Source organism: Mesorhizobium loti (genome assembly GCF_013170705.1).
Lineage (GTDB): Bacteria > Pseudomonadota > Alphaproteobacteria > Rhizobiales > Rhizobiaceae > Mesorhizobium > Mesorhizobium loti_D.
The window spans coordinates 6,715,384-6,740,390 of sequence record NZ_CP033334.1; the positions used below are offsets into that span (position 1 = coordinate 6,715,384).

The following is a 25,007-nucleotide window of genomic DNA, read 5'->3' on the forward strand; positions in this document are numbered from 1 at the left end:
ATCTTTTTGCGCGCTCATCTAATGATCGAGGCAGTGGAGTGATCGATCGGTGCCTGCCGGTATTTCGCTATGCAGCATCATGACAGATCCGTAAACTTGGTTGTTTGGATGGAATGCATCCATGGCATGGATAGGTCTAGAAGGCCGTCTCGATCAGCGCAATGGAACCCTGTGATTCTTAGGTATTTGGATTAAGGTCAGCCAGAGCGCTCGCCGACCATGGCGTCGCCTAGGGCGCTAGACCCAAGAAGCAGGAACCGATGCTTGGATCAGCTGGGACGACGATCAGCGCCGACAATGTCTTGCCTTGCGACGCCTTCAGTCCAGGAAGTTGTTATGGAAGTGCGTTCTATCAAGGCCCACCGCAAAACCTTGATGCAGTCGTCGCCGCCGCAATCTTCGCCTTCGGCCTTGTCTACATCCATCAGTTCGAGGACGGAAACGGCCGCATTCACCGCTACCTGATCCACCACGTCCTTGCCATGCACCGCTTCAATCGCCGGGAGTGGTGTTCCCGTATTGGCCGCGATCCTGAAGGACTTCGCGCTTCTCTTCATCGACATCAGCAATGATATCGGACACAATAGTGCGAAGGAGTTGCTGACGGCAACGCATATCGACACTAGGCGCGCGCCAGGCGGCCTCCAGGTCGGTGGCAATGCCGGCGAAATCGGGAGTTGGGATTGCATGTTCGACTTGTCGGGCTTGGATTAGAGCCGCTTCACACGTTTCCACGCGCCTGAGCGCTGCTTCCCAGCTCTTCTCAAGCTGAGCAGCGATCAGCCGGTATCAGGGTCGCAAGCGGCATAACGACTTTCTGCTAGAGATGCCTCGTAGCGCGCTTGCTACAAGTCCAGCTCCATCATGCGATGCCGTTCTTCCAGATTATCCCGATGCATTTGGTCAGCTTCCATCGCCGCCTCGATCGCCATGGGCGTTACGGCCCTCAGTATCTCCTTGCCGATCGCAGGGTCGATGCGGGAAGCGCCAAAGTCATGCATCGCGGTTTGGCGAACATCTGGTTGATACGTTCGCAGCGGTAATAAGGGTGGCCTGGAGGGCGTCCCGAATAGACAACGCCCCACCGTCTTCAACACCGGCCGCAGGTGAGCAGGCCTGCGAGCAACGCTCGACCTCCACGACCGGACTTGATCCCGCCTTTTTGACCAAAGGCATTGACGGCGATAAGGCGCTGGTTTCTTTCAAACTCATCCCAATCGATATAGCCTTCATGATGATCCCGGAGCAGCACGTCCCACGTTGCGAAAGGCTTGCTGTGTCCGTAGCTTTTACGAGCCCGGCCATCGACAATCTCTGTTCGCTTCTCACTTTTACCATAGACGTAGACCCCTGATAGAATGGGTTCTTGAGAATCGAAATAACGCTTCGATAGCGGACCGGCACCCAATCGAAGGACACCGTTTTGCGCCCGTCAGAAGGCGGGGAAAATGGAAATTATCAGCGGTCAGCGAAATCAAGGGATTGTCAGGGCGACCGGGCTGGTCGGAATCATCAAGCTTGCCACCATCGTGCGCGACGAGAGTGACACTAGGTTGCCGGGCGCTGCTCGAATGGCGTTGGCGGAGTTGGTCGAACAGATCGAAGCGGTATCAGAACGTATTGAGAGGCTGGATAGGGAGATTCTCGCGACAGTGAGAAAAGATGTAGAAGTTTGCACTTGATCGGACAGTTAGCGTCTGAGAGTGGTCCGTTTTGCCTGTCCGATGGGATCAGACAGCGATCATTTTCTCTTTCGCCAGCGGGGCCGTGTCAAGGGGGCGTGTCAAGGAAGGTCTGCATCGGCGTCTTGCCGAAGCACCAGCGGCCCTGATGTGGGCGCTCCTCATTGTAACTTCTGACCCATTCGTTCAAATCGGCCTGCAGTTCCTCTATCGAGCCATAGATCTTCTTCCTGAAGGCGACCCGGTAGAACTCGTCCAGCACCGTTGTGGAAGCGTTCAACGACTCCATTATCCGGTATGTGACCTGCGGTGCCTATTCGTCCTGCTGTTTCTTTGTTTGGAACGGCCTTATGGTGAGCCCATCCGGGACGTGGGGCACCGGGAGCACGAAAGTGCGGGCAGGCCGTCTTTAGACCGTGGGCTGAGAGCCCGAGCTCGTTACATGGCCGCCCCCCGCGACTTTCCCGGATGCGCTGCGAGCGCGGATCAGTAGATGTCGTGTTGCCCGCCAGTTCCCGTTCTTTGACCGAGCCAGAAAGGAGGCAACAGGCATGTGCATCATCGGACTGGATATCCACCGCGCTTTCGCCGAGGCGTGGCATGGGAGGACGGCAGGCTCAGGCAGCTGGGCCGTGTCGACATGCGGCGCGACCTGCTGGAGGCGTTTGCCGCAAAGCTGGCGCCGAGCGACATTGTGGTGATCGAGGCTACCGGCAACGCGTCCTCTGCCGCCGCGGTTGTCGCGCTGCACGTGAAGAAAGTCGTGATCGCAAACCCGAAGCAGGTGCGCATCATCGCCTATGCCAAGATCAAGACGGACACGATCGATGCCGGCGTTCTGGCGCAGCTCTATGCCAGCGGCTTCCTGCCAGAAGTCTGGATTCCGGACGAGCCAACACAGGCGTTGCGCCGGCAGGTGACGCGGCGCCAAAGGCCGGTCGTGGTTGGGCGAGCAGATCGTGCCAGAAGACGAGCGCCTCGCGATCGATCGGCATCTGCGCGAGTTCGACCGGTTGGGCGACGACCTCCAGGTTATCGAGCGCGATCTTGCCCGCTCGGCGTTCGATGATGAAGGCGTGAAGCGGCTGATGACCATTCCCGGCGTCGACATGACGGTCGCGCTGGCAATGAAGGCCGCGATCGGCGACGTGTCACGCTTCGACGAACCGCAGAAACTTGTGAGCTATCTTGGCCTGAATCCGAGCGTCAGGCAATCAGGGCCAGGCCCCGCCTACCACGGACGGATCACCAAGCAGGGTCGCGGACATGCCCGCGGCATGCTCGTTGAAGCAGCTTGGGCGGCAGCACGCGCACCGGGGCCACTGCGTGCCTTCTTCCTGCGGGTGCGAGCCCGTCGCGGGCAGCATGTCGCGGCCGTGGCAACCGCACGCAAACTCGCCGTCGTGATCTGGCATCTGTTGACGAAGGGGGAGAGCTATGCCTGGGCGCGCCCGTCCCTGCACGCCAAGAAGTTGCGCGACATGGAACTCAAAGCTGGAGGCAACGCTGCGCGCGGCCAAAAGGGAACCGCGCACGCCTACAACATTAAAAGCCATCGAGATGAAGAGCGGCGCTGGGTTGAGCAAGCCGAGGGCGCCTATGCCCGCTTCGTTGCCGGCTGGAACCCGCGAGGTCCGAAGAAGGTGCGCACGGATGCCGCAAATGAGGTGCGACGATAAAGGCAGCGCGGCGGGACACTCACCTCTGATCCCGCTCTTCGCCACGCGGTCACCCCGGTCAGCACCCGGCTTAGCTTCACTTCGTGGGCATCGAAGAACGGCACCATGCGGTCGTTGAGGAGATCGGCGGCGGTGATCGGCGTCTTGCGGTCATAGAGCTTGGCGAAGGCGATCTTCGAATAGGTGTCGAGGAAGGTTTGCTGATAGATGCGCCCGACCCCCTTCATGTTGCCGACATAGAAGGTGTCCTGGCCGCCGCAATAGCCCTGGCATTCACTCTCGAACTCACCATGCGCCCCCTTGTCCAGCCTGGCCCTTTTCCAGCGCCGCCAATTGGCTCTCGGTGAGCACGATGCCGTGTTGGGCGACCTTCGCCTCCAGCGCCTCAGCCGCTTCTTCATCGTCTCCAGATCGTGACGCTGCCACACCCCGCGCACGCCCGACGGCGAGACCGAGTGGCCGAGCTTGCGCATTTCGTTGGCGATGCGGGTCTGGCCATAGGCGGGATATTCCAGCGTCGGCTCGATGATGATCGCCTCGATCTGTGGTGGCGTGCGGTTGGCCAACAGCTTCCTGCGCGTCAGTTCCTGCAGCGCCAGTTCGCCGCCGGTCTCGTAAAGCTCCTTGAAGCGGCAGAAGCTGTCGCGCGAATAGTCCATCATCTTGCAGGCCTGGCTGACATTGCCGAGCTGTTTGGCCAGCTCCAGCAGCCCCACCTTGGCGCGGATGATCTTTTGGTCCTTGGTCATGTTAGTGTCCTTTCAAACGCCGAGGCCGGGCCCGCGCCCGGCCTCGGCTCAAGCTCAACCTAGGACACCGTCTGTCAGATAAAGTTAAAGCTTTTACAGAAAAGACGACAGCGCTCGCCGCCTGACGGCAATCCCCGGTGTAGGTCCGATCATTGCAGCCACCGTTCGTGCGGCAGTACCCGATCCTGCCGGTTTCCGACCCACCGGCAACTTGAAATCACCTTGCCGCCTCGCTCGATGGCTACAACTTCGCCAGGCGGCTCAAGACCCTTCATGGCCTTACACCTTACGAAGCTATTGCACGGCATGGGCCAAACAGCCAGATCGCTTCCGGATCGATCCGGTCCACTTGACCTCGGGACTGAACACCTAGACGAAGAAATAAAGGTTCGCGTGCGCGTGAACGTCGTCAGCACTCACGTTGGAGAGCGTGATCGTATTACCCGCTTCGAGTTCAACGACCGTGTCCTGGCCAACCTGATGGGCGCGACCGGCAAGTTCTTCGACGGTGGGATAAGCGCCATTAGTCATAGCTCCATTGATCCGCAGCATGTCGTGCCCCGCCTCGAAGTCCCACACGATATCGTTGCCGCTCTGGGCTTCGAAGACAAACTTGTCGCTGCCCCCACCGCCCAACAGATGATCGTCACCCCTGCCACCGTCGAGCAAGTCATTGCCCCCGTCGCCGTACAGATAGTCATTGTTGAACCCCCCGTACAGCTGATCGTCGCCCCCGTCACCATGGACGCTGTCATTGCCCTCCTCGCCGAACAAAATATCGCGGCCGTCACCGCCCCGCACATAATCGTTGCCTCCACCGGCTTTCACGAAATCGGTGCCGTCGCCACCGAGGAACACGTCGGCCTCGGGGCTGCCCTGCACCCAGTCGCGCGGCCTGTGCAGATCGTCCCTGTTCTGGCTGTCGAGGATCAGGTCCCCATAGGGCGTCCCATCGCAAACGTGATCGTTGAATTCTCTGCTACTGACTAGTGCCATGTGTCTTTCTCCTGTGTTGTGTCTTGGCGGGGTGGAAGGGATCGCACTCTACTGCTCGCGGAATGCGCGACTGATTTGGTCGGCCAGCGGCTTCACAAGATAGGAAAGCGCCGTACGCTCGCCCGTCTGGACCATCGCTTCGGCCGGCATGCCGGGCACGAGCGTCAGGTCCTTGAGTTTCGTCAGTTCCGCATGCGGGATTGAGAGACTCACCAGGTAATAGGAACTGCCGCTTTTTTCGTCCGTCACCAGATCGGCTGCGATCCGGCTTACATATCCATTCAATTCGGGCGTGGTTCTCCGATTGAAGGCTGACATCCGCAGCACAGCCTTGTGAAGGAGCTGGATTTGGTCGATGTCCTTCGGGTTGATCCGCACTTCTAGCGTCAGATCGTCGCCTTCGGGCACAATTAGCATGATCGGATCGGCGGGCGCGATCACTCCGCCGACCGTATGAACTGCGAGTTGTTGAACGATGCCTGACTGAGGCGCGACAATATCGATTCGTCGCAGTTCGTCTTCAGCCGCCACCTTGCGCTCAACATATTCCCCTATCTGCGCCTGAACCTCTCTGAGCTCTTGGCCGACTTCCGTCTTGAGATCCTGATCGACCTGCAGGATCTGCAGGCGCGTTTCAGTTATGCGGCCTGCCGTCTGTGCCTGATAGGCAATCTTCTCACCGCGTTCGCCGCCGAAAGTGGCAACCTGCGTCTTTAGGCTATTCAAGCGTTGGTCCGAGACAATGCCTTGTTCGCGCAGCCCAGTGAGGGCAGCAATTTCCTTTTGGAGAATCTCGATGCCTTTCTCGTAGGCAATTTCCTGCTCCTTGCCCCCCTCGATCTCGTGCTGATATTGAGCAATGCGCTCGGCTAGCTGGGCCTGTTTTCCTTCGCGGGATTGTCTACGAAATTCGAACAGCCGCGTTTCGTTATGTATTGCCGCACCATCTCCGCGAGCGAGCAGCCAGTGGGGGAAGGCGATCTCCGCCAGATCGTCACGCTCAGCTTCCAGTCGTGCCAACCGGGCGGCCAGCTCATCGAGCCGCTTGGTGACGACGGCGAGATTGACGCGCGTCTTGGTGGCATCGAGCCGGATGACGACGTCGCCGGCTTTCACTCTATCACCTTCGCGCACTAGGATTTCTGCCACGACCCCGCCGGTTGGGTGCTGCACCTTCTTCACATGGGAATCGACAACAAAGTGTCCGGATGCGACAACTGCACCGGAAAGATTCGTGACGGCCGCCCAGGCTCCGGCTCCGCCGACAACGATCACGCTGGCCACAAGGCCCACTAACAGGTGATGGCGAATGGAGCTGGAAACGTCATTGCTCTGATAAATGCCGGACATCGGGGCCACCATATCAGCACTCGCCTTTCATCGTGTGAGGACTTGGTGCGCCTTGACGCATGCCTGGTGCCGTCGCTGCCCCTTTCAGGACCTTGGACAGCGCTTCATCACGCGGACCGAAGGCCCTCTGCCGCCCACCGTCCATAGTCAACACGTAATCCACTGCACGCAGGGCGCTCCGCCGATGGGCGACGACAACCGCAATTCCCTTCCGCTCGCGCACGGAGGCGATCGCCTCAATGACAGCGGCCTCGCCTTCCGCATCGAGATTGGCATTAGGTTCATCGAGCACGACAAGGAAAGGGTCGCGGTAGAGAGCACGGGCAAGACCGATGCGCTGACGCTGCCCGGCGGAAAGTGCTGATCCGGCCTCACCGATCGGAGTTTCGTAACCGTACTCAAATCGGAGGATGAGCTCGTGGGTCCCTGCGGCCTTTGCCGCGGCGACAATAGCCTCAGGATCAGGACTGTCTTCAAAACGAGCGATGTTTTCGGCAATGGTGCCGTCGAACAGTTCAACGCCTTGCGGCAGATATCCGATATGACGGCCTAGTGCTTCCCGATCCCATTGATCGAGGCTTGCCCCGTCGATGCGAACCTTTCCGGCGGCCGGCGGCCATGCGCCGACAATAGCACGTGAGAGCGTCGACTTGCCGGAACCCGATGCGCCGATGACGCCCAGTGCGCTTCCAGCCTGAACGGCAAACGCAAGGCCGGTCACACTCGGCTTGCTTTCGCCGGGGGGAACGATTGTCACGCCCTCGACGCGCAGTTCGCGTTCAGGTGCAGGCATAGGCATGACAGGAGCACTTTCAGGGATCTTTGCCAGGAGGTCCTCCAGCCGCGCCCAACTCTGGCGCGCCATGAGGAAGGACTTCCAGCTTGCAGTGGCCAGCTCGACCGGAGCCAGCGCACGCCCCATCATGATCGAGCTGGCAATCATGACCCCGCCCGTAGCCTCCTGCCTGATGACAAGGTACGCTCCCAGGGCAAGGATGGCCGATTGCAGCATGACGCGCAGCGAACTTGAAATGCGGCCGAGCCCACCTGCCACGTCCCCGGCTTTCCGGTTGGCGGCCAGATACTTGCCATTGGCTTGGTGCCATCGGGCAGCGATTCGGTTTCCGAGACCGAGAGCCTGCACGACCTCGGCGTTGCGGCGTGCAGCTTCCAAAAGACCATGACGTACTATGTTGTGGGCTGTTGTATCGCGTATCGGGCGTTGGGAAAGAGCATTGGTAAGAAATGTCATAGATATCAGAACGACCGCTCCGACAGTCACCGTCATGCCGATCCAGAAATGAAACAGGAAGCAAATGCCAAGATAAAGCGGAGTCCATGGCAGATCAAAAAAGGCTGTCGGACCTTTTCCACCTAGGAATCCGCGAACATTGTCGAGATCGCGAAGCGGCTGCAAGCCGTCGCCCGGCATGCGCGTTGAAAGCGGAAGCAGAACGATAGCATCGTGAACGCGTCCGGAAAACTGTCGATCGAAACGCTCACCGATCCGCAGCAGCACGCGGGCGCGCAGAATTTCGAGCAGGCATTGGAACGCATAAAGCCCGGCAGCAAGCACGGCGAGCCCCACCAGCGTCGGTACGCTGCCACTTGCCAGAACGCGGTCATAGACCTGCAGCATGAACAGCGGCGAGGTCAGCGCAAGCACATTGACCACGCCGCTTATCAACAAAATTCCCCCAATGGTGGAAGTCAGACCGGAAGGTCTCCACACTGAAATGTTCGAGAGATACTTGCTCAGGAGAATGCCTCCGTTAATTGTCGGCACAGCACGCGCAGTGCTCGCCAAATGGAGGAGCGACACTGATCGCACCGGCTCGTTCATCAGCCATTGTGCTCCGCTCCTGCCAGGGGTCCGGACAGCCTCACCGCCTCAATGTGTACCTTCAGGACGGTCTACGACCAGCAGCCCTTTATCAAGGTGACATGCTGCGCCACGGCCATCGGCAAGTAGTGGAAAAGGAAGCGCCCCACGTGTGGGGCGGGTCCCATATCGACTTTCCGAATCAGACGAAGGTAAAGTCCGAGGCTGTCAGGCCCAGATTGGCCAGATCGGCCAAACTGTCCACACCGCCCAGATGGGTGAAGTCCTCCGCCTGGTTCTCGGCGGTGACATAGGCCAGACTGGCGAGTCCCGTTCTGCCGTCGGAGTGGTAGACGATGATGTCGCCGACGGTTTCGCCGGAGATGGCATTCGCGGCGTCAGAGGCAGAGGTGAAAGATTTGTCAGTGATCACCACGACGTGCTCGCCATTCGCATCCGAGGCCTTACCGCTGTAGAAGCTGCTCACCGGGTGGCCAGACTCTGGGCTGGCGTTATTGATGAAGTTTGCGCCAAAACCATCATTGTAGAGGCCCACGGCGTCGAAGGCGAAGGTATCCTCCTTCGGATCGAAATCTTGGATGGTAGTGATGTCAGGAACACCGGATACTCCCAAGGCTCCCCCAGGCTCCCCAGGCTCGTCCCCTATCAGGGGATCATCCTCCTCCCACCCCCCTATCAGGGGATCATCCTCCTCCCCAGGCCACTCAGGATAGTCAGGCAACATCCAAGGCTTAGGGTCCACAGGCTCCCCAGACCCTGAACTATCCACCCCAGGAACTGGATCGTGGAACTGGAACACGAAAGTGTCTTTATCGGCCCCGCCTGTCAGATAGTCCTTGCCGTCACCCACGTAGAGGAAATCGTCGTTGGGACCGCCGTCGATAAAGTCATTGTCCTCACCGACGATGCGCGGTTTGTAGCGGCCGTTGTCGCCGGAGAGATGGTCGAAGCCCTGTTCGCCCAAGATTTTGTCATTGCCCTCACCGCCCATGGATCGGTCACTACCATAGCCGGCCGAGATATAGTCAACGCCGCCACGACCTTCGAGCCAGTCACCGCCACCGGAACCAAGTATCTTATCGTCGCCGTCGCTGCCGAAGACGGTTTCGCCCTTCGGGCCTCCCTGGATAAACGTTTCCATCGCAAACATTCCTTCTGATACAGCCCCACCCACCTGGCACCTTGCTATCCCTCACCAGACAACTGGGGAAATCGATTTGTTCGATAGAAACATTTACGAAATGGATGTGTGGCATCGGCTTCGTCCTTCTGCCTAGCAAGCAGTTGCCGGTCTCGATGGCGGCAGGCGACCTGGCTACTCAGCCGACCGGTCTGGAAAAGTCGGTTCGTCAAACCGGACGAACCATGGTCCAGCGGTCAGAGGGCAGCGGCGGTTACGCCGTCACCCGACTGACGCTCCCGCAACTTCAGTAGTTTGAAAGGGCTAATTCATGTGCAAGAAGCTTTCTTTGGTCCGCCGCGCTCGTGCTTGTTCTCACGGTCCCAGCTCGCGCAGCAGGCTCCGGCATGCCCTGTGAACAGCCGCTGCAGCAGATTCTGGCCCTGTTGTGCCGTTCAGAAATTATCTGTCGCTGTCCGGAATCAAGCCGGTCGTGCCGGCGCTCGTGCAAAAGCTTAACGCATCGCTGCCGCACGACATCACACGAAAGCGTGGTCTCGTTCCGGGGAAGACGAATGCCCCCAATGCCGCTGGTAAGGGCAGCGCAGTTCTGGAGAAGGTGGCAAAGCGCGCGAAGGGAGGTGTTCTCACCATAGATGACAATCGCTTCGTAGGCGTCGGCTCCATCAACGTTTTGTTCGACACCGATCCTTACGCAGTCCTCCCGCGTCGGTTGCCCGATCTCGAAACGCATGCCGATACGGCTTTCGAGCTGATCCATAGCGTGGGTATCACGCCTCGTGCCCGCTAAACGATGAGTGTTGCCAGCGAGCAGCAAAGCGAAACCGCAGTACTCCTGAAGATGCAGCAGCTCTCGCAATACGGCGGGTGTGAAGTTCTGATATTCGTCCACCAGCAACGCACGCGTCGCGCCGTATCGGGCATCCAAAAAGTTGATGCAATCCTGTCGCAAGGTCGTATGTGAACTTGCTGTCCTTTTGGACGCCGTAGGCGTCGTGCAGCATCTGCAGCATCGGCCTGATAGCCTTGCTATGCTACGCAACCTCACAACAGGCAGCTCCGGTTTGGGCAGCTATCCACCCGAGTGCTACAGTCTTTCGGAGCTCGGCTTTACCGACCGCAAGCACCGGACATTGCATCTTGGCCGCCATATCGAAGGCGGCGCGCACACTGAGCGCAGCGCGGGCTTCAACGAACATCGTCATCCGACGATCCTCTTCACCAAGTCCATCCGAGCGGCTATGCGCTCGTTTTGTTCGCGTCGGCGCTCTTCGGAGCTCGAAGGCTTCTTCCGCATGACGGTCCGCGCCGGCCGCTCAGACGGATCGAACGACACTTTGCCCATCGGTTCGTTGGGGATGCGAAGATGCAGATCTGTATCATGGCCTGGACAGCACGAATCTCGAGCATATTGAAGCACGCTGGCGACCTTTTTTTGAGTTGCGTCGTAGGGAAGCCAAGGCCTCTGTTCAAACTTTAGCTGAGGTCAATGCCGAAGACGCCCATTGGGAATGGGGCAAGAAGCGCTGGCTGCGCTGAACGACCCGTCCTGATCGATTTCTTCGCAGCTTGGGCGACAGCATCACGTAGCGGTCCTTCTGGCCTTTGCCCTGCTCGACGCGGATGACCATTCTCTGGCTGTCGATGCCCGCGGGCTTCAGCCGAACCGCTTCCGAGATGCGCAAGCCGGCGGCATAGCAAGTGGTCAGGATGGCGTGGTGTTTGACGTCGAGGACGCAACCGAGGAACCGCTGAAATTCCTCGGGACTGAGAATGATCGGCAGCTTTTGCGACTTCTTGGGAAGCGGCAGGACCTCTTCAAGCGCCCAGTCCCTTCCGAGCGTCACTTTGTAGAGAAAACGCAGCGCCGCAATGGAGATGTGGATCGAGCCGGGGGCCAGCTTCTTCTCGTTGGTCAAATAGACCTGATAGGTCCGAATGTCCTCGCGCCCGAGCAAGTCCGGCGACTTGCTAAAATAGCGGGCGAACAGCGACACCTGTTGCAGATACGACAGCTGGGTGTTGAGCGCGAAGTTGCGCACCTCCATGTCCTCGCTCATGCGCTGGCGAAGTTGGGTCATGACAAGCTCCTTTGTCGGATGGAATGGGCTGCAAGCAGCCACTCCATGCTGACGCAGTCGGAGCTTGTTGTGGACACATGACCAGCGCGACAGACGACGTGATCAACACCACGCCGTCGGCACACACCCTCCTTGCCGCTCCGCAATCGCGGAGCGGGTTAGTCCAATGGCACCTTATGCCGACATCGGCATAAGGTGCATTTCGCCCGCAACGTGCTCGCCCATGCCGGCAAGAGCGGCCGCCGCGTCGTCTCGGCCTTCATCGCCACCGCCTTCGTCCAGGAGACGGCCGAGGCGGCAAGCCTGCAGTGGCGCGCCGTCGCCGACCAGATCCGCCCGAAGGTGCCGAATCTCGCCGCCATCATGGACGAGGCCCAGCACGACGTGCTCGCCTACATGAGCTTCCCCAGGGAGCACCGCGTCAAGCTGCACTCGACGGATGACATCGACAAGCCTGATTTCGGCTTTTTGGCTTTTTCGACTCCTGTTCGTTTCTTTGTTCGGCTTCAGGTGAGCCTGTTTCTTCGTCCCGGCCCACAGGATTTCCCGTGCGAGCGTGTCGAGACGCCGTCAAGGCTGGCCGGTGCGGTGGCGGCACGGCGGCTGCGAGGTTTCAAGGCCACGCCTTGACGGCGTCGAGCACGGCGCCAGTCTGGAGCGGACCGAGACGGCGGTCGTGCCGGCACATTCCCTATGCTATATTTGTCCGGCATGGATGATCACGTGGCAAAGAGTGGTGCAGGGGATGAGAGTGCCGCCACGCAGCCTTATAGTCGGTCCTCCTTTGTGGCGTCCGTGCGCCGCTTCGGCCCGCGTGGCCGCCAATGCCCAACCATCAGCTCGTAGGCACGCTCGGCATTCTCGGCCGCGGCTTTCTCGCTGTTTCGCAACTACTTCACGTTGTAGGCGTAAGCCGAACCGCGGCGACCGACACCGCGCTCCCCCGGCGCGCCAGCCTTAAGAGCGAGCTGCCTCTGCTTTGCCGCCACCAGCGCCGGGCGAGCCCAGAAGCAGTCCTGCTCCTTTGTCAGCAGATGCCAGATCAACACCGCGAGCTTGCGGGCGACCGCCACGGCTGCGACCTGATGGCCACGCTTGTTGCGGATGCGCAGGAAGAAGGCCCTGAGCGGTCCGGGCGCCTTCGCCGCCGCCCAGGCGGCCTCGACCAGCGTGGCGCGGGCATGGGAACGCCCATGTTTGCTGATCCGGCCATATTGCGCCAAGCCAAGACCAGATTGGCGCACACGCGGATTGAGGCCGAAGTAGCTCACCAGCCTCTGCGGCTCGCGGAACCGCCGGATGTCGCCGACGGCGGCCATGATACCGCTCGCGACGATTGCATTGACGCCGGTGATCGTCTGAAGCCGCCGGACTTGCACATCATCAACCGCTTCCCGGGCGATGTCGCGATCGAGGTCAGCCAGATGCTCGGCCAGGCGGTCGATCTCGCGGATGTGGCGGGCGATAGCAGCCCGCTCGTCGTCGGGGAGCACCTGCTGCTCGAGCCAGGCGCGACCCCGACGGTTGAACAGATCGGCATGCGGGCACTTCGGCACGAGGTGCGCCTGCAGGATGCCATGCACCTCGTTCTTCACGCGCGTGCGGTGCCGCACGACCTGGTTGCGCCGCGCGACGAGGCGGCGAAGCCGCTCAGTCCGCTCATCGGGAACCCAGACCTCCGGCAGAAAGCCGCTGGCATGGAGCTGCGCCAGAACCCCGGCATCGATCTTGTCGGTCTTGATCCTGGCATGGGCGATCGCCTTCACCTGCATCGGGTTGGCGACAATCACCCGGCCGACATAGGGCGACAGAACCCGCACCACCGCCATGGCGTTGCCCGTAGCCTCGAGGCGCTGGTCCCTGAAAGCCCGACCGGCAGTTATGCCCGCCGCATCTGGTTTCTTATGAATGGCTGACGGGCGCGCGTCTCGATCTGCCCGACGCCGATGCCGGACGCTACGTTCCGGTTGTCGATCCCGAGCTGCGGTGGTCCGGGACCCGAGAAGACCGCTTCGCGCTACCGCATAAGGGACAATCTCCTGGGCACGCATGAGTTCTGCCCTCTGGGATTCCGCAAAGACACTCGAAAGATCATCGGCCTTGAACTGTCGCCGCACGCGGCGGCAATCATAGGGGACGTGCCGCGTGACCTCCTTGCTCGCACCGCCGCCTTTCCCCGCTCTGACCAATGACGAGGCGCGGCGGATCGAGGCGATCTATGCGCAGACCAGCGCGCGGCAGAAGCCTTTCACTGGACTGCCGGTCGACCCTTGCGTTATCGCCGAACTCGGGACGTCAAGTTCTGGAGCAAACCGGACAAGCCAAAGGTGTGTCGGGAATGCTGCTGCGCCACGGCAGTGACTTCTGCATCGTCTATACGCATACATACGCAGTGGCGGACTCAGCGCCTCAGCGGTCGAACATGCGCGACAAGTCGCGTGCAAAGTCATCTTTGGGACCCTGACAACAAGGTACGTGCGCTCAATCGGGTCCACCTCATTCACAAAACCGGCTCGGTGGGGTAGTGGGAACGCAGAGAAATCTCCGGTCGCAGCCTTACCCGGTCAAAACAAGGACTCAAACCATGAATGCCCTCGTCATCTGCTCCGGCGGATTGGACTCTGTTTCGCTCGCTCACAAGGTGGCGACCGAGCAGAAACTCATTGGCCTGCTTTCGTTCGATTACGGCCAGAGGCACAAAAAGGAACTCGGCTTTGCCGCCATCTGCGCCAAACGGCTGGGTGTTCCGCACCAGATCGTCGATATCCGCGATGTTGGCCGGAACCTGAGCGGCTCGGCGCTGACTGACAATGTGGACGTGCCCGACGGGCACTATGCCGAAGACTCCATGAGGATCACGGTGGTGCCGAATAGGAACGCTATCATGCTGGCCATCGCCTTCGGGGTTGCCGCCGCGCAGAAGGCCGATGCGGTGGCCACTGCCGTCCACGGCGGAGATCATTTCATCTATCCCGATTGCCGGCCCGCTTTTATCGACGCCTTTCAGACGATGCAGAACCATGCGCTCGCAGGCTACGCCGATATCTGCCTGTACGCTCCGTATGTGAATATCTCGAAGGCCGACATCGTCAGCGAGGGGGCAAAGTACGCCACACCGTTCGAGGCGACGTGGTCCTGCTACAAGGGCGGTGCACGTCATTGCGGTCGCTGCGGGACATGCGTCGAACGGCGCGAAGCATTCGATCTGGCCGGCATCACCGACCCGACAGATTATGAGGACGCAGACTTCTGGCTCCACGCTATCCAGACAAGGAGCGCGTAATGTTCCGCATTACCAAAGAGTTCCACTTCTCGGCCTCGCATCAGCTCACCTCCTTGCCACCAGGTCATCAGTGCGCACGTCTGCACGGCCACAACTACATCGTTGTAGTGGAGCTTTCGGGTGGCGAACTGGACGAACACGGCTTTGTGCGCGACTACCAAGATCTGGCGGCGTTCAAGCACTACATCGATGGGACCTTCGACCATCGGCATCTTAACGACGTGCTGGGGCATGACCATGCCACAGCGGAATACCTGGCCAGGCACTTCTACGACTGGTGCAAGGTGCGGCTACCCGAAACCTCCGCCGTGCGGGTGAGCGAGACGCCGAAAACCTGGGCGGAATACCGGCCATGACTTGCGCGTTGCATCCCGGAATCCGGGTGAGCGAGATTTTTGGGCCGACCATTCAGGGCGAAGGCGTGCTGATCGGCTTGCCGACGGTGTTCGTAAGAACCGGCGGGTGCGATTATCGCTGTTCCTGGTGCGACAGCCTGCATGCGGTGGACCGTCGCTTCCGCCATGATTGGGAGATGATGACTCCCGAGGCGGTTTGGCAAAAGGTCATTGCACTTTCCGGCGGTCAGCCCGTGATGGTATCGCTATCGGGCGGCAATCCGGCCATCCAGCCGCTTGGCCACTTGATCGACCGCGGGCATGGTGAGGGCTACCGTTTTGCATTGGAAAGCCAAGGTTCGGTGTCTAAGCAATGGTTCGCGGACCTCGACGTGCTGGTACTCAGCCCCAAGCCGCCCTCAAGTGAAATGACGACAGATTGGGCCGCGTTCGACGCCTGCTTAGAGGCGGCGCAGGCTAAGCCGCAGATGGCGCTCAAGCTTGTCGTCTTCGACGAAGATGACTATGCCTATGCCAAAGACGCCGCGGCGCGCTACCCCCAATTACCCGTCTATCTGCAGCCCGGCAATCACACGCCGCCGCGTCCCGGCAACGAAGACGGTTTCATCGACTTTGCCGGTGTGATGAGGCGCATGGAATGGCTGGTTGAAAAGGTGACCCGTGACAGGTGGTTCGAGGCGCGTGTGCTGCCGCAGCTTCATGTTCTGCTCTGGGGAAACAAACGGGGCGTCTAGCCGAAGGGGAAGGATTGCCGACGACGAGCAAGCCAGACATCTATAGCAATCTCACCCAACTGGGCGGCAGCAGCGTCGTTCCGGAAAGCCCCGAAAACACCGTGCTGGAAAAGGCACCGAATCCGCATGAGGGCTCGCCTTATTGGGGGCGCTTCACCGCTCCTCTGGAGCGTGACTTGCTCTCGATACTACCATGCTTTTCCGCTGGGTTTGTTTGGTCGCCCCGATCACCGCTGCGGGCCGAATGCGCTTGACAAAATAGCGCCGGCCCGTTCAAACTTGAGGCATTCACCAGGGGAGTCCCGGCAAGGGGCTGAGATACTGCTTGCTTTCGCGGCGCAGTGACCCGTTGAACCTGATCCAGTTCATACTGGCGTAGGGACGGTGCAAGCGCTTACGGGAGTTTACGCCCGAGGTCCTGTTTCGGCAGGTCAACAGAAGCGTCTTTTCATCCTTCCGGCACAGAACTGGGTCTCCAATGCATGAGCAAAGGAGCCTCAAGATGAATGCCTTCACCCCCGCCGTCTCGACGGGACCATTGCCCGCCTCGCGGAAAATCCACAAGCCCGGTGCCATCCACCCGCAGATCAGGGTGCCGATGCGCGAGATCTCCGTCCATCCGACGGCCGGCGAGCCGCCCGTCACCGTCTACGATCCCTCAGGCCCCTATACCGACCCGACTGTCGAAACCAGCATCGAAACCGGCCTTGCCCGGCTTCGCCGCGAATGGATCGTGTCGCGCGGCGATGTCGAAGCCTATGACGGGCGCCATGTCCGACCCGAAGACAATGGATTTGTCACGGGCGAACGCCTGACGCCGGAGTTTCCAATCCGTAACCGGCCGCTGAAGGCCAAATCGGGCAAGGCCGTGACCCAGCTTGCCTATGCGCGCGCCGGCATCATCACGCCAGAAATGGAGTTCGTCGCCATCCGCGAGAATCTCGGCCGCGAGATCCTGCGCGGCAAGATCGAGCGCGACGGCGAAGCCTTCGGCGCGGCGATCCCCGACTTTGTCACGCCGGAATTCGTGCGCGAGGAGGTGGCGCGCGGGCGCGCGATCATTCCCGCCAACATCAATCATCCCGAGAGCGAGCCGATGATCATCGGCCGCAATTTCCTGGTGAAGATCAACGCCAATATCGGCAACTCGGCGGTCACCTCGTCGATGGCCGAGGAAGTGGAAAAGATGGTCTGGGCGATCCGCTGGGGCGCCGATACGGTGATGGACCTGTCGACCGGCCGCAACATCCACAACATCCGCGAATGGATCGTGCGCAACTCGCCGGTGCCGATCGGCACGGTGCCGCTCTATCAGGCGCTCGAAAAGGTCAACGGCATCGCCGAGGACCTGACCTGGGAGGTGTACCGCGACACGCTGATCGAACAGGCCGAACAGGGCGTCGACTATTTCACCATCCATGCCGGCGTGCGGCTGCACTTTATCCCGCTGACCGTTGACCGAGTCACGGGCATCGTCTCGCGCGGCGGCTCGATCATGGCCAAATGGTGCCTGCACCATCATCGCGAGAGCTTCCTCTATGAGCATTTCGCGGAAATCTGTGACATCTGCCGCGCCTATGACGTGTCCTTTTCGCTCGGCGACGGTCTTCGTCCGGGCTCCATCGCCGACGCCAACGACGCGGCGCAATTCGCCGAACTGGAAACGCTCGGTGAATTGACGAAGATCGCCTGGGCCAAAGATTGCCAAGTGATGATCGAAGGCCCTGGCCACGTGCCTATGCACAAGATCAAGCAGAACATGGACAAGCAGCTCGCTGTCTGCGGCGAGGCGCCGTTCTACACGCTGGGGCCGCTGACGACGGACATAGCGCCGGGCTATGACCACATCACCTCCGGCATCGGCGCCGCCATGATCGGCTGGTTCGGCACGGCCATGCTCTGCTACGTCACGCCGAAGGAGCATCTCGGCCTTCCGGACCGCAATGACGTCAAGACCGGCGTGATCACCTACAAGATCGCGGCCCATGCCGCCGACCTGGCGAAGGGGCATCCGGCGGCGAAAGTCAGGGATGACGCCCTTTCCCGCGCGCGCTTCGAGTTCCGCTGGGAAGACCAGTTCAACCTGTCGCTCGATCCCGAAACCGCGCGGTCCTTCCACGACCAGACCTTGCCCAAGGAGGCGCACAAGTTGGCGCATTTCTGCTCGATGTGCGGGCCGAAATTCTGCTCCATGCGCATCTCCCACGACATTCGCGCCGAGGCACAGAAAGAGGGCATGGCGGCGATGGCGGCGAAATATCGCGAAGGCGGCGATCTCTATGTGCCGGCGGACGAGACCGGCGCACCGCTCATGCCGGAGGCGCATGAGCCGTCATGAGGGTGCTGGTCAAAGGGGCCGGCGTCGCCGGCCTCACCGCCGCCTTCGAGCTCGCCACACGCGGCGCGGCGGTGACAGTTGCCGAGACAGGACATGCCCTCGGCGGCAATGCGTCATGGTTCGCCGGCGGCATGCTGGCGCCATGGTGCGAGCGTGAAAGCGCCGAGCAGCCAGTGCTGGATCTCGGATGCAATGCCGGAGACTGGTGGGAGGCGGCAACGCCTGGCCAGGTGACACGGGCGGGAACGCTGGTCGTGGCCGCGCCGCGCGATGTGGGCGAGCTCGACCGGTTCGCCAGCCGTACCTCGGGTCATCGGCGTGTCGATGAAGATGAAATCGTGTTGCTCGAGCCCGACCTTGCCGGCCGCTTCCGCCGCGGACTGTTCTTCTCCGACGAAGCCCATCTCGACCCTCGCCAGGCGATGGCGGCACTTCATGGCAGGCTGGCGGCGATGGGCGTCGAATTCCGCTTCGGCGTCGATGCCCGGCACATTTCCGGTTTCGATCGTCGGATCGACTGCACGGGGATGGCGGCGGAAGACGACCGACTGCGCGGCGTTCGTGGCGAGATGCTGATCCTGCGCACGCCGGATGTGTCGCTGTCGCGCCCGGTCCGGCTGCTTCACCCGCGCTTTCCGCTTTACGCGGTGCCGCGCACCGGCCACCGTTTCATGGTTGGCGCGACGATGATCGAGAGCCGGTCCACGGGACCGGTGACGGCGCGTTCGATGATGGAGCTTTTGGGCGCGGCCTACGCTCTCCATCCGGCATTCGGCGAGGCTGGCGTCATCGATACCGGCGCCGGTGTTCGTCCGGCCTTTCCAGACAACCTGCCGCGAGTCGCGACCCACGGAAGCACCGTCGCAATCAACGGGCTCTATCGCCACGGTTTTCTCCTCGCCCCCGCCATGGCGCGCCAGGCTGCCGACCTGGTTTTCAATCAAGACGGAACCAAGGAGCTTGCTCATGAAATTGATGGTCAACGGCGAAGCGCATGAGATTGCGGCCACCACGCTGGCCGAGCTGCTTGCCGCACTCGACTATGAAGGCGAATGGCTGGCGACGGCCGTCAACAGCGACCTCGTGCACCGGGCCAATCGGGCGGAGTTCCGGTTGAGCGACGGCGACCGGATCGAAATCCTCTCACCCATGCAGGGAGGCTAGCATGTTCGAGCTTCTCGGAACGTCGCTTCCCTCGCGGCTGCTTCTCGGCACGGCTCAATATCCTTCACCGGCCATCCTTGCCGATGCGGTCAAGGCGTCGGGCACATCGGTGGTGACAGTCTCGTTGCGGCGTGAGATGGCAGGCGGGAGGGCCGGCGAAAAATTCTGGTCGTTGATCCGCGCGCTCGGCACGAGAATCCTTCCGAACACTGCCGGCTGCCACTCCGTCAAGGAAGCGGTCACCACCGCGAACATGGCGCGCGAAGTGTTCGGCACGAGCTGGATCAAGGTCGAAGTGATCGGCAACCAGGACACGCTGCAACCGGACGTGTTCGGCCTGGTCGAAGCCGCGCGCATCCTGTGCGAAGACGGTTTTACGGTATTTCCCTATACCACCGACGACCTTGGTGTCGCCGAGCGGCTGCTGGATGCGGGCTGCAAGGTTTTGATGCCTTGGTGCGCACCGATCGGTTCCGCCCTCGGCCCGGTCAACATCATGGCACTGCGCTCGATGCGCGGACATTTCCCTGGCGTCCCGCTGATTGTGGATGCGGGGCTCGGACGACCGTCGCACGCGACAACCGTCATGGAACTCGGCTTTGACGGCGTGCTGCTGAACACCGCGGTCGCCAGAGCGGCTGATCCGGTCGGCATGGCGCGCGCTTTCGGCAAGGCTGTCGAGGCCGGTCGTGAAGCTTACAGCTCGGGAATGCTCGAACCGCGCGACGTCGCCGCGCCATCGACGCCGACAATTGGCAGGGCAGTTTTTTCATGAAGCTCGATCCGTTCTATCTGATCGTCGATAGTGCAGCCTGGATCGAGCGGCTGGTCCCACTCGGAGTCCGGCTTGTGCAACTGCGCATCAAGACCGTGTATCAGGCCGGGTTGCGCACCGAAATCCGGAAGGCGAAGGCCCTGTGTGCCGAGCAACAATGCCAGCTCATCGTCAACGACCATTGGCGCCTGGCAATCGAGGAAGGCTGCGACTTCGTGCATCTCGGCCAGGACGATTTGCAGACCGCCGACCTCTTGGCGATACGCGCAGCCGGCTTGAGGCTCGGACTGAGCACACATGATGACATTGAGCTGGAAACGGCGATGGCCGCCGGGCCGGACTATATCGCGCTTGGGCCCATCTACCCGACCATCCTGAAGAAGATAAAATGGGCGCCGCAGGGACTCGAACGGATCAGAGAATGGAAGCATCGGGTAGCGCCAATCCCATTGGTCGCCATTGGCGGTCTCAACCCTGACAGGCTCAACGGTGTTTTCGCGGCGGACGCCGATAGCGCGGCAGTGGTCACCGATATCACGCTGAATGCCGACCCCGAGGCGCGTACGCGAGAATGGATCAAAAAGACGGAGCGATGGCGCTGAGGCGGGAACCGCATGTCCTTGTCGTTGGCGGATCGGACTCCAGCGGTGGAGCTGGCATTGCCCGCGATATAGAAACGGTTTCCGCCTTCGGGCTGCGCAGTTGTCTTGCCATCACCGCCGTGACAGTCCAGACGCACTCGGCTGTCGAGCACGTCAAGCTTGTGCCGTCGGAGCTTGTCGCCGCTCAGATGCGCGCCGCGTTCGCTGCCAACGATGTCGCGGCCGTCAAGATAGGCATGATTGGGACATCGGCGGCTGTTGAGGCAGTCGGCGCTGTTTTGGTCAACCGCCAAGTGCCTGTGGTACTCGACCCGGTCCTGGCCTCTACCTCGGGACGCAATCTGCTGCCGGACGATGCCATTAATATGCTGCGCCACGATCTGATGCCGATCTGCCGGCTTGTAACGCCTAACCTGGTCGAGCTGGCTGCGTTTACCGGCTCGTCACCGGCCGCGGACGAAGAAGGGGCTTGTCGTCAGGCTGAAGAGCTATCGAGGACGGTGAGGACCGCCGTACTCGTCAAGGGCGGCCATGTACAAGGAACCCGTTGCGTCGACGTGCTTTTGCAGCCGAACCAACCTGCAGTTCGGTTTGAGGCGCCCCGCTTGCCGCGAGGGATGCGCGGAACGGGTTGCATGATGGCCAGCGCAGTCGCCGCCTCGCTTGCTCTTGGAGCGTCGCTGAAAGCGAGCGTGCGCCAAGCCAAGCAACATGTTTTCGATGCGCTTGCCGGATCGAAGGATATCGGGCCGATAAGCTGATCGGCCCGAACGTATCCAACGATCCGATCAAGTCTGGCAGGCGATCGTGGGTCTACTCCTAGGACATGAAGGCCCTATCAGGGTGAGAATGCGGCATACACGGTCGCTTTCGCCTATGAACAACACGCCGCTTTGAGGAGGAAGCCGCATGCCTCTGTGCCAACCGGTTGATGGGTCATCCGAAACCCGCACCTAGTCGTCGCTAGCGACAGCATGCCGCTTGGCACGTTGTTGGGTGAGCGAACGTTCGAACCGGGGTTAGCCAACTCGAGCCATAATTGCGGATTGAATCGCCGTTGCGGTATATAGGGAAGCATCTAACGACAGGTTCCCAAACGCCGGTTGACAAAGGAGGTAGTTTGCACCTGCCGCTTCCAGCTGATCAAGAAGAGCTTGTCCCGCAGATGCTGCCGTTCCTACTGCGCACAATTCCTTCTCGATTGCTCCATCGAAGGTCAGCGGCAGGTTTGGTGGAATTGGCATGCTATTGAGATCATAAAGAAATTTAAAGCTCTTGAGCCACCGTTCGTAAGCAGGTGCGGCGAGTGAACGTGCATCTGTTTCAGAACGCCCAATCACGACCATTCGGAGCAATCCAAGAAATGGCGCTTGGTCGTCCGCCTCACCGGTGTGCTCTCGACCGGCGCGGAAGGCATCAGTGATTCTTCGAACGGAAGAGGAAGGTCCCACGCACGCTATGTTCATGCCATTCGCAGCGGCCCAGCCTGCCGATTCCGGTCGATTGGTGGCGATCCAAGTCGGCGGATGTGGACGCTGATGAGTTCTTAGCGTCAGCGGAACGCTGTTCAACTCAAAATGGCGACCTTGATACGATAGCGTGCCGCCCTTCAGCGCATTGATAAGAATTTCGCTGGCTTCCGCATAGTGGTTTGGCGCCGCGTCCGAGCCAATCCCGAAGTAACCCAATTCGATCGGGAGCGAGCCGCGCCCTATCCCAAGTTCCAGCCTGCCACCGCTCAATTGGTCCAGCATACAGATCTCTTCAAACGCACGTAGCGGATGATAAAGGGCAAGCAACATTACCAACGGTCCGACACGAAGGCGCCGGGTTCGCTGGGCTACGCTCGACAAGAACAGATTCGGTGAGGGACCTCTCCCATGTGGGGTACAATGGTGCTCTGCGAGATGATATGCATAGAACCCAAGGTGATCGCACGCCTCCGCTAACATCAGGCGATCTTCGTACTGTCGGGCGATATCGGGGCCGTCCTCGTCCAGATGATCGAAGATTCCGACAGCTAGGCCTGAAGGAAAGGCCTTATCCATGATATTGTCTCCATTTTTTGACGCAACAATTCCGGTTGCTTGCGTATTCCAAGCAATTTGAAGGTTTTTCGCTTGTGTAATCGCTCGAATTATGCGTGCGAAATGCTAAAGCAGGGCCTTAACAACCTAACGCGGGGGCGTTAACATATTCAATATTCTACTAATACGACTAGCGTCACGAAGAAACGCATCCATTTGCTCTTTTGTACCGATGCTGACGCGGATGTAATTTTCCAAACCTTTATCGGGAAAGACGGCAACAAGTACTTTTTGCCTTGCAAAGGCTGATTGCCACCATGAGCCGTCCTGTCCCGTTGGCACGCGGGCAAGCAAGAAGTTTGCGTGGGAAGGGATTACGGAAAATCCAAGTTGCGACAGCGCGAGCGTCACTCGCCGTCGTTCATGCCTGATGTGTCTGTGGTTGTCTGCATAGGCGGCGCGGTGCGCAAGGACGCTGATACCAACCGCCTGCCCGATCACATTCATGTTGAAGACGTTCTGGATGTTGCGTAGCCTGCCGATAATTTCAGGGTGACCGAAACCGAAACCGACGCGAACGCCGGCGGCAGCATAGCTTTTCGAAAATGTCCTTAAGACCAGAAGGTTCGAATAGCGATCGATGAGGCGTAGACCATTCTCTGGTGCAAAGTCGACGTAGGCCTCATCCAGCACGATCAAGCGGTCCGATTTCGCTACCAGGCGTTCGATATCGGCCACCGGAACGAACGTTCCAGTCGGATTGTTCGGATTGGCTAACAGAATGAACTTGGCGTCCTTTGCAGGACCGAAGAGCAATTGCTCCATCGGCAAGGAATTATCTTCGCTAAATTCGATTTCGAGAAATTGAGCACCCTGCAACGTGGCAAGCTTGCGGTTAAACGAAAAACCTGGCGACATCATCGCCACGCTATCCCCCGGAGCAAGGAAAGCTCGGTAGACAAGTCCAAGCAGTTCAGACGAACCGTTGCCGGCGATTACCTGATCCATGGCGACGCTATAGACGTTGGCGGCTGCTTCCCTCAAGCTGATGTTATCGTCTTCCGGATATAGATACTGCCTTTCTAAAGCTGAAATCGCACTTTGCATTATGATTGCTGGAAGCGGGAATGGGTTCTCATTCGTGTTTAGTTTTACCCAACTTGCATCCGGCGCTGGTCTATCGGATGGCAGAGCATCTAACTGTCTCGCCACTCGCGAAAGAGACGAAAGCACACTCTGCAGTTTTGCGTCGGACATGTTTTTCTCCGTTTCAGTCGCAGAGGAATCCGGATGAACTGATGGTCTAGAGCACATGGACGACCGACGGTGCGTTCACACCGCCTTTGTCAGCACATTGACCCCGTGAGGGCGGGCGGGCTGTCCTCCCGGGTCGAACCGGCCGACGCTCAGATCCGCATCCACTCGTCATCGGGCCAAGGCTCCGCCAAACCACCAACGCTTGATTTGTCACTGATATTTGCCTCGGTCGGCCTTTCAAGGACGCTTGATCTTGATGCCGTATTTCCTCAGCGTGTATCCAGTCTGGCGCGGCGTCAGTCCCAGGAGGCGCCGCCTTTGCCTGCAGCGAGCCACATCTCTCCACGGCCCCGATAGCACGCTCGCGATTTGACATACTCGCACCTTTAAGAGGCCGCGCTGGCAGCCCAGTGGTGCCTGATCGCTGACGACGGGCGGGGCCGTAGCGGCGGCCCAGGGAGCAGCCTCATTCGGCGACGTGGCCGGCCTGGCTGGCATCACCGGACCCACTTACAGCACCATGTTGCCCGGTCCGCTCTTCCACGCGCCGCGGAACGCGGCAAGCGCGAAAAACGCCGTGACCGTAAGTCGGGGCGCCGCGACGTGGTCGAGTGCACATCGGGGCGATGCTTGGCGCATGGGTTTCCTCTCATGAATCGCGATCTTCGACTGACTTCTGCACGCCGCAACCGCACGTTGATTCACGAGACCGGAATGGGGCGGGAGAGTCAATCGAGCTTTCTTTCATCCGCGAAAGGAAACTCGGCGCTCATGATAGAATTCCCTCAGTTTCGTATATCTTCAGCAGATGAGATCGAACGGTAGAATGTCTGCCACGGCGTCTCCGCGGTGCCGGTGCTGATAGCTCGGGCCACCAGCGTAATCAGCTCCTGGCAAAGCCGGCGCAGTGGCGTGGCGACCGCCATCGCGACGAGTCACCTGCTCGGGCT

At 60.2% G+C, this 25,007-nt stretch carries 20 protein-coding genes, 8 pseudogenes and 1 riboswitch; of the genes and pseudogenes, 16 read left to right on the forward strand and 12 right to left on the reverse strand.

What is annotated here, in order from left to right:
* Window positions 1–260: 260 nt before the first annotated feature.
* Window positions 261–572 (forward strand): Fic family protein, encoded by a 312-nt coding sequence (locus tag EB815_RS34190; RefSeq protein ID WP_317452344.1) that lies wholly within the window; start codon window positions 261–263, stop codon window positions 570–572.
* Between the two features lie 273 nt (window positions 573–845).
* Here the strand turns inward: EB815_RS34190 and EB815_RS34195 are convergent, their stop codons facing one another.
* Window positions 846–1,001: a hypothetical protein gene (locus tag EB815_RS34195; protein ID WP_019863234.1), complete on the reverse strand. Its 156-nt coding sequence runs from the start codon at window positions 999–1,001 to the stop codon at window positions 846–848.
* Window positions 1,002–1,090: 89 nt separating this feature from the next.
* A complete protein-coding gene (locus EB815_RS34200; RefSeq protein ID WP_196771782.1) occupies window positions 1,091–1,408 on the reverse strand; it encodes a hypothetical protein in 318 nt (105 codons plus the stop codon).
* Between the two features lie 40 nt (window positions 1,409–1,448).
* On the opposite strand from EB815_RS34200, the gene EB815_RS32730 reads away from it, so the two are divergent.
* On the forward strand, window positions 1,449–1,682 hold the full coding sequence (locus EB815_RS32730; protein WP_065005704.1) for a hypothetical protein: 234 nt from the start codon (window positions 1,449–1,451) through the stop codon (window positions 1,680–1,682).
* 88 nt (window positions 1,683–1,770) lie between these two features.
* On the opposite strand, the pseudogene EB815_RS32735 reads toward EB815_RS32730, so the two are convergent.
* Window positions 1,771–1,972 (reverse strand): annotated as a pseudogene (locus EB815_RS32735) (integrase core domain-containing protein); the annotation flags it as partial.
* 261 nt (window positions 1,973–2,233) lie between these two features.
* Between EB815_RS32735 and EB815_RS32740 the strand changes: the two are divergent.
* Window positions 2,234–3,361, forward strand: a pseudogene (locus EB815_RS32740) (IS110 family transposase).
* Between the two features lie 56 nt (window positions 3,362–3,417).
* On the opposite strand, the pseudogene EB815_RS32745 reads toward EB815_RS32740, so the two are convergent.
* Window positions 3,418–4,110, reverse strand: a pseudogene (locus tag EB815_RS32745) (helix-turn-helix domain-containing protein); the annotation flags it as partial.
* A 97-nt stretch (window positions 4,111–4,207) separates the two neighbouring features.
* On the opposite strand from EB815_RS32745, the pseudogene EB815_RS32750 reads away from it, so the two are divergent.
* Together EB815_RS32750 and EB815_RS32755 are read left to right on the forward strand one after the other, a co-directional pair.
* A pseudogene (locus EB815_RS32750) lies at window positions 4,208–4,309 on the forward strand (transposase); the annotation flags it as partial.
* A 19-nt stretch (window positions 4,310–4,328) separates the two neighbouring features.
* Window positions 4,329–4,483 (forward strand): annotated as a pseudogene (locus tag EB815_RS32755) (IS481 family transposase); the annotation flags it as partial.
* Here the strand turns inward: EB815_RS32755 and EB815_RS34080 are convergent.
* The 4 genes from EB815_RS34080 to EB815_RS32775 all read right to left on the reverse strand — a co-directional run bounded on the left by EB815_RS34080 (window position 4,480) and on the right by EB815_RS32775 (window position 9,440).
* Complete coding sequence (locus EB815_RS34080) at window positions 4,480–5,106, reverse strand: calcium-binding protein (protein ID WP_019863231.1); 627 nt, start codon at window positions 5,104–5,106, stop codon at window positions 4,480–4,482. The pseudogene EB815_RS32755 and the gene EB815_RS34080 overlap by 4 nt on opposite strands.
* A gap of 48 nt (window positions 5,107–5,154) precedes the next feature.
* Window positions 5,155–6,456 (reverse strand): HlyD family type I secretion periplasmic adaptor subunit, encoded by a 1,302-nt coding sequence (locus tag EB815_RS32765; RefSeq protein WP_064982388.1) that lies wholly within the window; start codon window positions 6,454–6,456, stop codon window positions 5,155–5,157.
* Between the two features lie 13 nt (window positions 6,457–6,469).
* Window positions 6,470–8,299 carry a type I secretion system permease/ATPase gene (locus EB815_RS32770; RefSeq protein WP_245303390.1) on the reverse strand — a complete coding sequence of 610 codons (1,830 nt, stop codon included), beginning with the start codon at window positions 8,297–8,299 and terminating at the stop codon, window positions 6,470–6,472.
* Window positions 8,300–8,480: 181 nt separating this feature from the next.
* On the reverse strand, window positions 8,481–9,440 hold the full coding sequence (locus EB815_RS32775; RefSeq protein ID WP_020629135.1) for a calcium-binding protein: 960 nt from the start codon (window positions 9,438–9,440) through the stop codon (window positions 8,481–8,483).
* Window positions 9,441–9,867: 427 nt separating this feature from the next.
* On the opposite strand from EB815_RS32775, the gene EB815_RS32780 reads away from it, so the two are divergent.
* Window positions 9,868–10,230: a hypothetical protein gene (locus tag EB815_RS32780; protein ID WP_019863225.1), complete on the forward strand. Its 363-nt coding sequence runs from the start codon at window positions 9,868–9,870 to the stop codon at window positions 10,228–10,230.
* 775 nt (window positions 10,231–11,005) lie between these two features.
* Here EB815_RS32780 and EB815_RS32785 read toward each other — a convergent pair.
* A pseudogene (locus EB815_RS32785) lies at window positions 11,006–11,521 on the reverse strand (tyrosine-type recombinase/integrase); the annotation flags it as partial.
* Between the two features lie 186 nt (window positions 11,522–11,707).
* Between EB815_RS32785 and EB815_RS32790 the strand changes: the two are divergent.
* Window positions 11,708–11,974: pseudogene (locus EB815_RS32790) on the forward strand (transposase); the annotation flags it as partial.
* 314 nt (window positions 11,975–12,288) lie between these two features.
* Here the strand turns inward: EB815_RS32790 and EB815_RS32795 are convergent.
* Window positions 12,289–13,371, reverse strand: a pseudogene (locus tag EB815_RS32795) (IS110 family transposase); the annotation flags it as partial.
* A 734-nt stretch (window positions 13,372–14,105) separates the two neighbouring features.
* On the opposite strand from EB815_RS32795, the gene queC reads away from it, so the two are divergent.
* From queC to EB815_RS32840, 9 genes are all read left to right on the forward strand, one after another.
* A complete protein-coding gene (gene queC, locus EB815_RS32800) occupies window positions 14,106–14,804 on the forward strand; it encodes a 7-cyano-7-deazaguanine synthase QueC (protein ID WP_019863218.1) in 699 nt (232 codons plus the stop codon).
* Window positions 14,804–15,160, forward strand: a complete 357-nt coding sequence (queD, locus tag EB815_RS32805; protein ID WP_019863217.1) for a 6-carboxytetrahydropterin synthase QueD — start codon at window positions 14,804–14,806, stop codon at window positions 15,158–15,160. Before queC ends, queD begins: the two co-directional genes overlap by 1 nt.
* On the forward strand, window positions 15,157–15,894 hold the full coding sequence (gene queE / locus EB815_RS32810; RefSeq protein ID WP_019863216.1) for a 7-carboxy-7-deazaguanine synthase QueE: 738 nt from the start codon (window positions 15,157–15,159) through the stop codon (window positions 15,892–15,894). The genes queD and queE overlap by 4 nt, the downstream gene beginning before the upstream one ends.
* A 283-nt stretch (window positions 15,895–16,177) precedes the next feature.
* Window positions 16,178–16,294, forward strand: a riboswitch (TPP riboswitch).
* Window positions 16,295–16,396: 102 nt separating this feature from the next.
* Window positions 16,397–18,232 (forward strand): phosphomethylpyrimidine synthase ThiC, encoded by a 1,836-nt coding sequence (gene thiC / locus EB815_RS32815; protein ID WP_032921505.1) that lies wholly within the window; start codon window positions 16,397–16,399, stop codon window positions 18,230–18,232.
* The gene (gene thiO, locus EB815_RS32820) at window positions 18,229–19,230 is read left to right on the forward strand and encodes a glycine oxidase ThiO (RefSeq protein ID WP_065005703.1); all 1,002 of its coding nucleotides are present in this window, start codon (window positions 18,229–18,231) and stop codon (window positions 19,228–19,230) included. Before thiC ends, thiO begins: the two co-directional genes overlap by 4 nt.
* Window positions 19,199–19,396 carry a sulfur carrier protein ThiS gene (thiS, locus tag EB815_RS32825; RefSeq protein WP_019863212.1) on the forward strand — a complete coding sequence of 66 codons (198 nt, stop codon included), beginning with the start codon at window positions 19,199–19,201 and terminating at the stop codon, window positions 19,394–19,396. The genes thiO and thiS overlap by 32 nt, the downstream gene beginning before the upstream one ends.
* A 1-nt stretch (window position 19,397) precedes the next feature.
* Window positions 19,398–20,171 carry a thiazole synthase gene (locus EB815_RS32830; protein WP_019863211.1) on the forward strand — a complete coding sequence of 258 codons (774 nt, stop codon included), beginning with the start codon at window positions 19,398–19,400 and terminating at the stop codon, window positions 20,169–20,171.
* Window positions 20,168–20,773: a thiamine phosphate synthase gene (locus EB815_RS32835; protein ID WP_019863209.1), complete on the forward strand. Its 606-nt coding sequence runs from the start codon at window positions 20,168–20,170 to the stop codon at window positions 20,771–20,773. Before EB815_RS32830 ends, EB815_RS32835 begins: the two co-directional genes overlap by 4 nt.
* On the forward strand, window positions 20,764–21,534 hold the full coding sequence (locus EB815_RS32840) for a hydroxymethylpyrimidine/phosphomethylpyrimidine kinase (protein ID WP_019863208.1): 771 nt from the start codon (window positions 20,764–20,766) through the stop codon (window positions 21,532–21,534). Before EB815_RS32835 ends, EB815_RS32840 begins: the two co-directional genes overlap by 10 nt.
* Window positions 21,535–21,792: 258 nt before the next feature.
* Here the strand turns inward: EB815_RS32840 and EB815_RS32845 are convergent, their stop codons facing one another.
* Entirely contained in the window at window positions 21,793–22,821 is a 1,029-nt protein-coding gene (locus EB815_RS32845) for an LLM class flavin-dependent oxidoreductase (protein ID WP_081295190.1), read from the reverse strand.
* A gap of 126 nt (window positions 22,822–22,947) precedes the next feature.
* Window positions 22,948–24,057, reverse strand: a complete 1,110-nt coding sequence (gene hisC, locus EB815_RS32850) for a histidinol-phosphate transaminase (RefSeq protein ID WP_065005702.1) — start codon at window positions 24,055–24,057, stop codon at window positions 22,948–22,950.
* Window positions 24,058–25,007: the final 950 nt, after the last annotated feature.

Excerpts from the sequence above, each read along its gene's own strand:
- EB815_RS32845 (WP_081295190.1), bottom strand. The coding sequence starts at position 22,821 with ATGGATAAGGCCTTTCCTTCAGGCCTAGCTGTCGGAATCTTCGATCAT.
- EB815_RS32730 (WP_065005704.1), top strand. The coding sequence starts at position 1,449 with ATGGAAATTATCAGCGGTCAGCGAAATCAAGGGATTGTCAGGGCGACC.
- EB815_RS34080 (WP_019863231.1), bottom strand. The coding sequence starts at position 5,106 with ATGGCACTAGTCAGTAGCAGAGAATTCAACGATCACGTTTGCGATGGG.
- EB815_RS34190 (WP_317452344.1), top strand. The coding sequence starts at position 261 with ATGCTTGGATCAGCTGGGACGACGATCAGCGCCGACAATGTCTTGCCT.
- EB815_RS32770 (WP_245303390.1), bottom strand. The coding sequence starts at position 8,299 with ATGAACGAGCCGGTGCGATCAGTGTCGCTCCTCCATTTGGCGAGCACT.
- queE (WP_019863216.1), top strand. The coding sequence starts at position 15,157 with ATGACTTGCGCGTTGCATCCCGGAATCCGGGTGAGCGAGATTTTTGGG.
- thiS (WP_019863212.1), top strand. The coding sequence starts at position 19,199 with ATGAAATTGATGGTCAACGGCGAAGCGCATGAGATTGCGGCCACCACG.
- EB815_RS32840 (WP_019863208.1), top strand. The coding sequence starts at position 20,764 with ATGGCGCTGAGGCGGGAACCGCATGTCCTTGTCGTTGGCGGATCGGAC.
- thiO (WP_065005703.1), top strand. The coding sequence starts at position 18,229 with ATGAGGGTGCTGGTCAAAGGGGCCGGCGTCGCCGGCCTCACCGCCGCC.
- EB815_RS32775 (WP_020629135.1), bottom strand. The coding sequence starts at position 9,440 with ATGGAAACGTTTATCCAGGGAGGCCCGAAGGGCGAAACCGTCTTCGGC.
- EB815_RS32765 (WP_064982388.1), bottom strand. The coding sequence starts at position 6,456 with ATGTCCGGCATTTATCAGAGCAATGACGTTTCCAGCTCCATTCGCCAT.
- EB815_RS32830 (WP_019863211.1), top strand. The coding sequence starts at position 19,398 with ATGTTCGAGCTTCTCGGAACGTCGCTTCCCTCGCGGCTGCTTCTCGGC.
- EB815_RS32835 (WP_019863209.1), top strand. The coding sequence starts at position 20,168 with ATGAAGCTCGATCCGTTCTATCTGATCGTCGATAGTGCAGCCTGGATC.
- hisC (WP_065005702.1), bottom strand. The coding sequence starts at position 24,057 with ATGTCCGACGCAAAACTGCAGAGTGTGCTTTCGTCTCTTTCGCGAGTG.
- EB815_RS34195 (WP_019863234.1), bottom strand. The coding sequence starts at position 1,001 with ATGCATGACTTTGGCGCTTCCCGCATCGACCCTGCGATCGGCAAGGAG.
- queC (WP_019863218.1), top strand. The coding sequence starts at position 14,106 with ATGAATGCCCTCGTCATCTGCTCCGGCGGATTGGACTCTGTTTCGCTC.
- queD (WP_019863217.1), top strand. The coding sequence starts at position 14,804 with ATGTTCCGCATTACCAAAGAGTTCCACTTCTCGGCCTCGCATCAGCTC.
- thiC (WP_032921505.1), top strand. The coding sequence starts at position 16,397 with ATGAATGCCTTCACCCCCGCCGTCTCGACGGGACCATTGCCCGCCTCG.